Annotated in this window: 6 protein-coding genes; 2 read left to right on the top strand and 4 right to left on the bottom strand. The window is 73.2% G+C overall.

What is annotated here, in order from left to right; translation table 11 throughout:
• Nucleotides 1-1,550: PQQ-binding-like beta-propeller repeat protein (locus K6I33_RS29565; RefSeq protein ID WP_229357613.1), on the top strand; the 1,550-nt coding region annotated here is incomplete at its 5' end.
• Nucleotides 1,551-1,673: 123 nt separating this feature from the next.
• Here K6I33_RS29565 and K6I33_RS29560 read toward each other — a convergent pair.
• From K6I33_RS29560 to K6I33_RS29550, 3 genes are read right to left on the bottom strand one after another with little or no spacing between them, the layout of a single operon-like run.
• Nucleotides 1,674-2,441 (bottom strand): enoyl-CoA hydratase/isomerase family protein, encoded by a 768-nt coding sequence (locus tag K6I33_RS29560; protein ID WP_229357612.1) that lies wholly within the window; start codon nucleotides 2,439-2,441, stop codon nucleotides 1,674-1,676.
• A complete protein-coding gene (locus K6I33_RS29555) occupies nucleotides 2,438-2,902 on the bottom strand; it encodes a Zn-ribbon domain-containing OB-fold protein (RefSeq protein ID WP_229357611.1) in 465 nt (154 codons plus the stop codon). Before K6I33_RS29555 ends, K6I33_RS29560 begins: the two co-directional genes overlap by 4 nt.
• A 6-nt stretch (nucleotides 2,903-2,908) precedes the next feature.
• Complete coding sequence (locus K6I33_RS29550) at nucleotides 2,909-4,060, bottom strand: lipid-transfer protein (RefSeq protein WP_229357610.1); 1,152 nt, start codon at nucleotides 4,058-4,060, stop codon at nucleotides 2,909-2,911.
• Between the two features lie 111 nt (nucleotides 4,061-4,171).
• Here K6I33_RS29550 and K6I33_RS29545 point away from each other — a divergent pair, with 111 nt between their 5' ends.
• Nucleotides 4,172-5,854 carry a FadD3 family acyl-CoA ligase gene (locus tag K6I33_RS29545; RefSeq protein WP_229357609.1) on the top strand — a complete coding sequence of 561 codons (1,683 nt, stop codon included), beginning with the start codon at nucleotides 4,172-4,174 and terminating at the stop codon, nucleotides 5,852-5,854.
• Between the two features lie 119 nt (nucleotides 5,855-5,973).
• On the opposite strand, the gene K6I33_RS29540 is transcribed toward K6I33_RS29545, so the two are convergent.
• Entirely contained in the window at nucleotides 5,974-6,234 is a 261-nt protein-coding gene (locus tag K6I33_RS29540) for a hypothetical protein (RefSeq protein ID WP_229357608.1), read from the bottom strand.
• Nucleotides 6,235-6,509 lie beyond the last annotated feature (275 nt).

Below are 6,509 nucleotides of genomic sequence, written 5' to 3'. Positions count from 1 at the left end.
CCCCGGCACCGGAGCCCGCGGCCGCCTACGAGCCGCACGGCGGCCCCGGTGGCCACGGCGGCCCCGGTGGCCACGGCGGCCCCGGCTGGAGCGACGGGCACGCGGGTACCGGCGCGCCCGACCCGCGCGGCGGGCTGAGCGGGCCGCACAGCGTCAGGGCGGTGGCCGGCGCCGGAGCCGTCGCGCACGGGCGCCACGCCGGCGCGCCGTCCGCTTCCGAGGCGTCCGTACGGCTGGCCGGTTCGCAGGTGCCGATCGGTCCGGGGCCGATGGTCACCGACGCCCGTGACCCGCACGCGGGCACCGGCGCCGGCGCCACCACCGGATGGGTCCGGCCCCCGGCCGGCGCGTCGGCCGCGGCCGTCCCCAGCCAGCCCCCGGTGGCCGCCCCCGACGGCGGGGCCACCGCGCAGACGGATCAGGGCCGCTGGCGGCCGTGGCGGTTCCGGATGTCGAACGACGTCTGGGGCACCCCCGTCGTATCCGGCGACCTGCTGTACGTCACGTCGTTCGAGGTCCACGCGCTCGATGTGGCCAGCGGGCGGCGGCAGTTCAAGACCCGGGACGTGGCCTGGGCGATGGCCGTCGCCGATGGCCGCATACACGCCTCCGACGGGCCGACGCTGTACGCGCTCGACGCCTCCGACGGCACGGAGCGGTGGCGGCTGTCCACGGACGGCTGGGTCTACTCCCTCAAGGCCGACCGGGGCACGATCGTCACCGGCACGCGCGGCGGGGGAGTCCAGGCATGGGAGGCCGCCAACGGCGAGCTCCTGTGGGAGATGAACGGCGCCCAGGCCGACTTCGAGACCCCCGACTGCGGACCGTTCGTCCACGACGGCACGGTGTACGTCTGGTCCGACGCGCGGCTGCGCGCGCTGGAGGCGCGTACGGGCGCGGAGCGCTGGTCGTACCCGGTGGGTGACGCCGCCTCGTGCGGCGGTGTGCCCGTACGGCTGCTGCCCGCACCGGACGGCGTCGTCTATGTCGCCGCCGGCACGCGGGTGCTCGCCATCGACGTGGCCCGGGGGGACGTCCGCTGGCGCTTCGAGGCGCCCGCGGTCTTCCTGAGCCCGCCCGCCTTCGCCCCCGGCCCCGCCGTGACCGGCGGGGGCGTCTACATCGCCGACTACCTGGGCACCGTCTACGCCCTGGACGCGGCCACCGGCCGCGACCGCTGGCGCATCGCCACGGAGTCCCGCCAGTCCACGGAGCCGGTGCTGGTCTCCGGGGGATCGGTCCACCTGGGCAGCGGTGGCGCGCTCTACACGCTGGACGCGGTCACGGGCACGCCGAAGTGGCGCTTCGCGGCGGGCGGCGACATCATCGGCACGCCCGTCGTCGCCGACGGCCGGGTGCACTTCGGCTCCGCCGACCACTGTCTCTACACGGTGGACGCGGCCGGGGGACAGCTGCGCTGGAAGCTCGCCACGGGCGGGGAGATCACGGGGTCGCCGGTGGCGGCGGGCGGGGTCGTCTACGCGTGCAGCAAGGACCGGTGCGTTTACGCGTTGGACGCGGGGAAGGGGACGGGGCACGTTCGGCGCTGACGCGCCGCGTTGTGCCCCGCTCCGGGGCGGGTGCGGGCCGGTGGTCGTGGTTGTGCCCACTCTCCCCCAGCTACCGCTGGGAGGTGCCCCCAGCCCTGCGGGACGATTGCCCGCAACCCCGCGTCAGCGGATGCGGTAGTTCCTTGTGCGGGTCGTGAAGAGCTCGGCTTGCTCTGAGCGAGCCAGGTTTCCCAGCGTTATCAAGTGGGGGGCCAGGGCTTGGGCGTGGGATCTGCTCTGCTCCCTCGTCGACCACAGGGCGCGGACCGTGCCCTGGACCGGTTCGGTCGGGTAGGAGGCGATGACCGCCGCCGCGCGCAGGGCCGCTGCCGTGGCCTCGCCGGGCGGGGTCAGCTCCGAGACCAGGCCGATCTCGTAGGCGCGGCGCCCCGAGAGCCGTTCGGCGGTGCCCATCAGCGCCATCCGCGCGGCCTCGCCGAAGGGCATGCGCTGTGCCATGTACGCGGCCTCGTAGGCGCTGACCATCCCGTACGACGTGTGCGGGTCGAAGAACGTGGCGTTCTCCGCGGCGACGATGAACTCGGTTTCCCCCAGCAGGTAGAAGGCGCCGCCGCACGCCATGCCGCCCACCGCCGCGATGACGGGTTTCCACAGGTCGGCGGCCTTGGGGCCGACGGTGCGCAGCGGGTCGTCCAGGGAGTACGGGGAGCCCGGCTGGGGGACGTCGGCCGAGCGGTCGATGCCCGTGCAGAAGGCCCGGTCCCCGGCGCCGGTCAGGACGACGGCGCGGACGGCGTCGTCGCGGCGGAACTCCGCCCAGAGCTCCTTGAGACGTGCGGCCGTCGCGAGGTCGATCGCGTTGTGCCGCTCGGGCCGGTCCAGGGTGACCAGCGCGACGCCGTCCGGGCGGCGTTCCGTACGGACGGTCACGGGCGCTCCAGCAGCCAGCGCGGCACGGTCACCGCGGGCGCGAGCTCGGCGAAGGCCACCCTGACGGGCGCCCCCACGCGCAGCCGGGACGGGTCGATGGAGCAGAGCGCGGCGTCCGGCGCGGCGACGAGATTGCCGACGAGCCGGATACCGGGGGCGTCGGCGAGCTCCACGACGACGACGTTGTACGGGGCCTGCTCGGCGTAGGCGGGCAGCAGCGGCGGATGGGGCAGGACGTACGACCAGACGCGGCCGCGACCGGAGACGCGGTGCCATTCGGTGGCGAAGGACTGGCAGCGCGGGCAGCAGGGCCGGGGCGGGAAGCGCAGCCGGTGGCAGTCCGCGCAGGCCTGGACGCGCAGCTCGCCACGGGCGGCGAACTCCCAGAACGGGCGCCCGTCCTCGTCCTGGACCGGCAGCAGGAGGCCATTGTCAGTGGTGCCCTGCATCATGGAGGACATGAGCACTCAACTCCTCAGCAGAAGTGCCGAAGTGGGGACGCCCTCGCCTGCCGTGACCAGGCATGTCTCCGCTCCCGGCACCTGTGCCGTGGAGGTGCCGCGGAGTTGTCTGACCCCTTCGTTGATGAGGTTGAAGCCATGGACGTAGGCCTCGCTGAGACCGCCGCCGCCGGTGTTGAGGGGGAGCCGGCCGCCGAGTTCGAGCGCGCCGCCCTCCGAGAAGGCCGCGCCCTCTCCTCGTCCGCAGAAGCCATAGCCCTCCAGCGACAGCGGGATCAGCGGGGTGAACGCGTCGTATATCTGGGCGACATGGATGTCCTCGGGCCCGAAGTCGGCCGTCTTCCACAGCTGCCGGGCGGCGGTCCAGGACGGTCCGGACAGGGGGTCCTCCGTCCAGTAGTTGACCATGCCGTGGTGCTGGGCGGGCAGCCCCTGGGCGGCGGAGTGGACATAGACCGGGGTGGCGCGGCAGTCGCGGGCGCGTTCCGCCGCCACGACGACGCAGGCCAGGGCGCCGTCCGTCTCCAGGCAGTTGTCGAAGAGGCAGAGGGGCTCGCTGATCCAGCGGGAGGTCATATACATCTCACGCGTCAGCGGCCGTTCGTACATCACCGCGGCGGGGTTCTGGTTGGCGCGGTTGCGGCAGGCCAGGGCGATGCCGAAGAAGTGGTCGCGGGTGGCGCCGTACTCGTGCATATAGCGGCGGGCGAGCATCGCGATCTCGTCCACGGGGCGCAGTAGGCCGTACGGGCGGGTCCACTGCCCCGGGGTGGGGAGCTGCGCCCGGGTGTCCCGCCAGGGGCGGGGGCCGGAGCCGCGCTTGCGGGAGCGCCAGGCGACGCCGACGGTCGCCTGACCGGTGGTGATCGCGGCGGCGAGGTGGGCGACGGTCGCGCAGGAGCCGCCCCCGCCGTAGCCGACGCGGGAGAAGAAGGTGACGTCCCCGGCGCCGATGGCCTTGGCGACCTCGACCTCGTCGGTGGTCTCCATGGTGTACGAGGCGAAGGCGTCGACCTGCGAGGGGGAGAGGCCCGCGTCGTCCAGTGCGGCGAGGATGGCGCGACAGGCCAAGGTCTTTTCGGAATCAGGGAGTTGTCGGGCGAAGGGGGTCTGACCGATGCCGACGATCGCGGTGGTGTCCTTGAGCGTTGCCGTCATCGCCGCCTCCGTGCTGTCGATGCTGACAGCGCGGAAGGCTATCGCTAATCTGACGAAGCGTCAGCCCGCTGGTGGGGTACGGAACCGGGGGCGGCAGGGGGAGGACGTGCGATGCGCGGTGACCTGGAATTCGTCTCGATACCCCGGCTCGTCCGGATGGCCGCAGAGCGGTACGCCGCCCGCGAGGCCGTGGTCGAGGGCCGGGCCCGGATCACCTTCCGGCAGCTCGGCGAGCGTGTCGGGCACGCCACCGCCGGGTGCGTGGCCGCCGGGGTGGAGGCGGGCGACCGGGTCGCGATCTGGGCGCCGAACAGCCTGGACTGGATCGTCGCCGCCCTCGGCGCGGTCGGCGCCGGCGCGGTGCTGGTCCCGGTCAACACCCGTTTCAAGGGCGCCGAGGCGGTGCGGGTGCTGGAACGCACCCGGGCCCGGCTGCTCTTCGTCACAGGCACGTTCCTCGGCACGTCCTATGTGGCGGCACTGCGCAGCGCCGCCACCGCCACCGCCACAGATACCGCCACCACCGCCACCGCCGACGGCGATGACGGCGACGGTGAGCGGGGGCCGCTGCCCGGGCTGCCGTATCTGCGGGAGGTCGTGGTCCTGGCCGACGACGCCCCGGCCGACTTCCGCACGTGGAAGGAGTTCCTCGCCGCCGGGGGCGGTGTGCCCGCCCGGACGGTACGGGCCCGGGCCGACGTCATACCCTCCACGGCGCCCTCGGACATCCTCTTCACCTCGGGCACCACGGGCGAGCCCAAGGGGGCCGTCATCACCCATGGGCAGACGCTGCGCACGTTCGCCGTCTGGAGCGAGCTGGCCGGGCTGCGGGAAGGAGACCGCTACCTGATCGTCAACCCGTTCTTCCACACCTTCGGCTACAAGGCGGGCGTCATCGCCTGTCTGATGCGGGGCGCCACGATGGTGCCGCAGCCCGTCTTCGCGGCGGAGACCGTGCTGGCCCGGATCGCCGCCGAGCGGATCACGGTCCTGCCGGGGCCGCCGACGCTCCACCAGTCGCTCCTGGACCACCCCGGACGCGCGGCGTACGACCTTTCGTCGCTGCGGGTGGTGGTGACAGGCGCGGCGATGGTGCCCCGGCGGTTGATCGACCGGCTCCGCGGCGAGCTGGGCATCGCCACCGTGCTCACCGCCTACGGGATGAGCGAGGCGACCGGCGTCGTCACGATGTGCCGGCGCGGTGACCCGCCGGAGGTCGTCGCGGGCACGTCGGGCCGGGCCATCCCGGGCACCGAGGTCAGGGTGGCCGGCCCCGACGGGCGGGCGTCGGCGGCCGGGGTGCCCGGGGAGATCCTGGTCCGCGGCTACCAGGTGATGTCCGGATACTTCGAGGACCCGGCCGCCACGGCGCGGGCCGTCGACCCCGACGGCTGGCTGCACACCGGCGACGTGGGCGTGCTGGACGCGCGGGGCGATCTGCGGGTCACCGACCGGCTGAAGGACATGTTCGTCGTCGGCGGTTTCAACGCCTACCCGGCCGAGATCGAGCGGGTCCTGGCGCGGCACCCGGGGATAGCCGAGGTCGCGGTGGTCGGTGTCCCGGACGGCCGGCTCGGCGAGGTCGGCAAGGCGTTCGCGGTCCGCCGGGCGGGCCCCGGGGACGCGGTCACGGCGGACGGGCTGATCGCCTGGGCACGTCGTGAGATGGCGAACTACAAGGTGCCGCGCGAGGTGGAGTTCGTCCGGGAGCTGCCGCGCAATGCCTCCGGGAAGGTGCTCAAGGGGCTGCTGAGAGAGCGTGCGAGGACGCACGAGTGGAAGACGCTCGAGTGAGAAGCGGGTGCGGCGACGCCCGCTGACCGCGGTCCACGTGTGGTGCCGGTCGGCGGGCGTCCCGTGCCCAGGTCTGCCCGTATGGAGCTACGGGGCTGCGTAGTCGCGGTGTTGCCGGCCTAGGCCTCCGCGCCACCGGCGTGGTCGTCCGCACCACCCATGACACGGTCGCCCATGGCGTGGTCGTCCGCACCGATGGAAGCGCTGCCGTACTGCTGGGCGTGCGTGGATATCACTCCGCTGGAGAAGGTGCCGAGGCCGGCGTGGTCATCGGCGACCGCCGGTACCGAGCCGAGGACCGCCGCTGCCGCGGTGAGGCCAAAGGCGACGAAAGCCTTTTTGCCGCGGTGCATGGTGCCGATCGTCTTGGTGCGGTTCATGTGCGACTCCTCTGCTCAGGGGGATGTGGTGCCATGAGTTGGTGAGTGGTGCTTGGCCTGAACGTACTGTCGGACGGCTTCGGTATGTGCGGGTTCGGGAAGAAAACCCTGAAACAACAGCGGATTTGATGTACCGGATTCTCCCGACCGGCCCCTGGTCTCTTCTCCGGTCTCTTCTCCGGGTCTCTCCTTCGGCCCGGAACAGCCGAAGGGGCCGGCGGTGACGGCTCCCCCTCCCCGCCGTCGACGCCGACCCCTGTCGATCCCCCCGTAGC

Origin of the sequence: Streptomyces sp. UNOB3_S3 (assembly GCF_020740895.1) — a bacterium.
GTDB lineage: Bacteria > Actinomycetota > Actinomycetes > Streptomycetales > Streptomycetaceae > Streptomyces.
Note: the sequence above shows the minus strand (reverse complement) of the source record. Positions and strands in the feature narration are given on the sequence as shown.

Bases quoted from the DNA above. Each gene is read 5' to 3' on its own strand.
- K6I33_RS29540 (WP_229357608.1), bottom strand. From the start codon at position 6,234: ATGAACCGCACCAAGACGATCGGCACCATGCACCGCGGCAAAAAGGCT.
- K6I33_RS29555 (WP_229357611.1), bottom strand. From the start codon at position 2,902: ATGTCCTCCATGATGCAGGGCACCACTGACAATGGCCTCCTGCTGCCG.
- K6I33_RS29550 (WP_229357610.1), bottom strand. From the start codon at position 4,060: ATGACGGCAACGCTCAAGGACACCACCGCGATCGTCGGCATCGGTCAG.
- K6I33_RS29545 (WP_229357609.1), top strand. From the start codon at position 4,172: ATGCGCGGTGACCTGGAATTCGTCTCGATACCCCGGCTCGTCCGGATG.